We start from the raw sequence: 3,185 nt of genomic DNA on the forward strand, positions 1-3,185 counted from the left end.
ACATTTTTAAGGGAAGGTCTGCCAGGGAGTTTCGCGACGACGACCACATCGCCATCGCCAATCTCAACCCGCACGAGCATCTGGCGGGCCAGTCCCCAATCCAGTGGCACGTTCGACAGCGGCTGCAGCTTCTCGAGAATAAGCGCTTCCAACGCAGGCCCCGGTATCCGAAGCGCGGGCTGTCCCTCGTACCGCCGACCCCGCTGCAGGTGCGTCGACACGTAGTAGCGATAAAGCCTGCCCTTAGGATTCCGCGCGGTCACGGGCGTGAGCGGCTGACCAAAAGCATCGAATATCAGTCCCACCAGCGGCGCGCGCGCTGCTACGACCGGCCGATCACCGCGAACCTGTCGGTTTGCTTCCAGAAGCTTGGCTGCCGCATCGAACAGCTCAGGCTCGACGATCGGCGGATGAAGGCCTGGATAGCGTTGATCCCTGTGAACGATCTCGCCGACGTAAACGCGGTTCGATAGCAGGTGATAGAGCGGCCCCCGGCCAAAGGCGGCGCCAGCTTCGCAGCCGGCGCGCTTACTCGGACGGGCAAGTATCGCCTCTCGCGCGAGCTCGTCCTTGAGGCCGTTTACCGAACCTAGGGCAACATAGCGCTCGAAAATGTGCCGAACGGTTCGTGCTTCATCCTCATCGACGACGAGTGTCCGCTCGAAGGCGCGATAGCCAAGGGGCGGCGTGCCGCCCATCCACATGCCCTTCTTCTTCGACGCGAGGATCTTGTCTCGGATGCGTTCGCCGGTGACCTCTCGCTCGAACTGCGCGAAGGACAGAAGCATGTTCAGGGTGAGCCGCCCCATGCTCGATGTCGTGTTGAAGGCCTGGGTCACGCTTACAAAGCTGACGCCGTGCCCATCGAAGATTTCCACGATGCGGGCGAAGTCCGTCAGGCTGCGGGTCAGCCGGTCCACCTTGTAGACGACGACTACGTCGATCTTCTTCAACGCGATGTCGGCAAGTAGCTGTCGGAGGCCCGGGCGCTCCATGTTGCCGCCAGAGAAACCGCCGTCGTCGTAGTGCGTCGGGATGGTCGACCACCCTTCGCCGGCCTGGCTCAGAACATAGGCTTCGCAGGCCTCGCGCTGGGCATCGAGGCTGTTGAAGCTCTGGTCGAGCCCCTCTTCCGACGACTTGCGCGTGTAAATAGCGCAGCGGAGACGCACGATGGCCGGCTTGGCTCTCATTTGGGCGCCCCTTCAGCGAGGCCAAAGAACCTCGGCCCGGACCAGCGAGCGCCGGTGATCGCGCGCGCGACCTCCGAAAGACTACGATACCTCGTTCCGGCATGCAGGAACCCGGCTTCGACCACTTCCACGACGTGCCGCTCTCCGCGCCATTCGCGCGTGATTGTCGTGCCCGGCTGTAGGCCAGGCTTCTTGCGCGCCGTCGAATGCGACCGCCGAAGCCGCTGGCGCAACTCGGCATCGAGGCCGCCATAGATCTCAGCCTGTATCTCGAACGCTAGGAGCCGTCGAAGAAGGTCCCGCGAACGAAACGCGGGCGGCGGGCCGTAGCGCTCGCGCCATGCTTCCTGAAGGCCGGCCAGATCGAGGCGCGCGAGCGCATCGATCTCCTCTTCGACATCGGATCCGAAAGTCACGCTGGCACCGTGATGATGCGGTAGACCCTCCCGCCGTCGGTCTTCTCGGAGCCGATCTCCAAGCCCTGCTTCTTATTGAGCGTCCCCGACATCGCGCCGCGCACCGAGTGTGCCTGCCAGCCCGTGGCGGCCGCGAGCTGCTCAAGCGTGGCTCCCTTGGGCCTTTTCAATAGCCCGATGATAATATCGATCTTGCTTTTGGTTGCGCGCGCCTTTGCGCGCTTAGGGGCATTAGTTGTCATCAATCTCTCCGTCACGAAGCCGGCTCGCGAGATGCGGCCGGTACCGTGACGAGCCCGGGACGCGGCCGGGCTGGGGCAAGCGGCCGGTAGGCCGTATTGCCAGAACACTAACGCTCTTTGTTCTGAAAGGATCAAGATACTTTGCACTAGGCGGCAGTATCTTCATGTTGACAAAAAATCTCGGAAGTCATGACTAACTATGTCTGCTGATGTTGACATAAAAAGTCTGCCCCCTTGCTCGGAACATGCATCTTATAGGGCTCGGGTGAACATCGGATTACTGATGTAGAAAAATAAATATCTTTGGAGTGCGTCTATTTTATCTTAATTCTGGCCACGCCCGGGGGTGCCCGAGCAGCCTCAGCAGCGCTAAGCGTCGGTTATTCCGCCGCGCGAGCGGAGCTGAGGCAGACCTATCGCATCAGGGGGGCGCGGTAGAGATAGTCCGCCGGCGCTCGTCGCCTGCCCTCCGTCTCTGCTGCTCCTGAAGCCGATCGAGCCAGGAGTAGTTTGATGAGCAAGAACCCACCTTTTGACGTAGCTGTGCCGTTTCTTGATGAGGATGCTGGAGCAGCTGGCGCCGGCGCCGCGCTTCAAATCGTGTATCGGCCGCTAACCGGCCTTCGCGCCTCGACGCGAAATGCGCGGCGCCACGCCGAACGGCAGCTGGTGAAGCTGGCCGCGTCGATCAAGCGCTACGGCTTCCTTGTGCCGGTACTCATTGACTCGAAAGGCGAGATCATCGCGGGCGAGGCTCGCGTCGAGGCCGCCCGTCGCGCGGGTCTGGCCGAGGTGCCCACCATATGCGTCGACCGACTTACTGATGCTCAGATCCGCGAATTCCGGATCGCCGAGAACAAGCTCCACGATCTGAGCTCGTTCGACCAAAAGGCCTTGGCGATCGAGATCGGCGAGATCTTGATGATCGACGCCGACGGGTTTGAGGCGATGGGCTTCGACACGGCCGAAATCGATGTGCTGCTGGAAAGCGTCGTCATCGATGGCGCGGAAGAGATCGATCCCGCCGACGAGGTGCCGGAGCCGCCCGTCATCCCCGTATCTCAGCTCGGCGATCTGTGGCGGCTGGGCAAGCACCGCCTCCTGTGTGGCTCCTCACTGGAAGACGAGGCCTGGCGGATCTTGATGAACGGCCAAGTCGCCACAATGGGGTTCACCGACAGTCCCTATAACGTGAAGATTGATAAGCACGTCTGCGGCCTCGGAAAGGTCCAGCATGACGAGTTCGTGATGGCCTCGGGCGAGATGTCCGCGGCCGAGTTTACCGACTTTCTAGCGGGCTTCATGCGTCCGATGGCGGACCATCTATGCAAGGG

4 protein-coding genes are annotated in these 3,185 nt (G+C 61.7%); 1 reads left to right on the forward strand and 3 read right to left on the reverse strand.

Annotated elements, in window-relative coordinates; all coding sequences use genetic code 11:
• The 3 genes from KAY22_RS26905 to KAY22_RS26915 all read right to left on the reverse strand — a co-directional run.
• On the reverse strand, positions 1 to 1,193 hold a 1,193-nt coding region (locus KAY22_RS26905; protein ID WP_296626127.1), incomplete at its 3' end, for a recombinase family protein.
• Positions 1,190 to 1,609 carry a DUF2924 domain-containing protein gene (locus tag KAY22_RS26910; protein ID WP_296626128.1) on the reverse strand — a complete coding sequence of 140 codons (420 nt, stop codon included), beginning with the start codon at positions 1,607 to 1,609 and terminating at the stop codon, positions 1,190 to 1,192. The genes KAY22_RS26910 and KAY22_RS26905, both read right to left, overlap by 4 nt.
• Entirely contained in the window at positions 1,606 to 1,851 is a 246-nt protein-coding gene (locus KAY22_RS26915) for a DUF3489 domain-containing protein (RefSeq protein ID WP_296626129.1), read from the reverse strand. Before KAY22_RS26915 ends, KAY22_RS26910 begins: the two co-directional genes overlap by 4 nt.
• 513 nt (positions 1,852 to 2,364) lie before the next feature.
• On the opposite strand from KAY22_RS26915, the gene KAY22_RS26920 reads away from it, so the two are divergent.
• On the forward strand, positions 2,365 to 3,185 hold an 821-nt coding region (locus tag KAY22_RS26920; RefSeq protein WP_296626130.1), incomplete at its 3' end, for a ParB/Srx family N-terminal domain-containing protein.

Source organism: Rhizorhabdus sp., from assembly GCF_018006725.1.
Taxonomy (GTDB): domain Bacteria; phylum Pseudomonadota; class Alphaproteobacteria; order Sphingomonadales; family Sphingomonadaceae; genus Rhizorhabdus.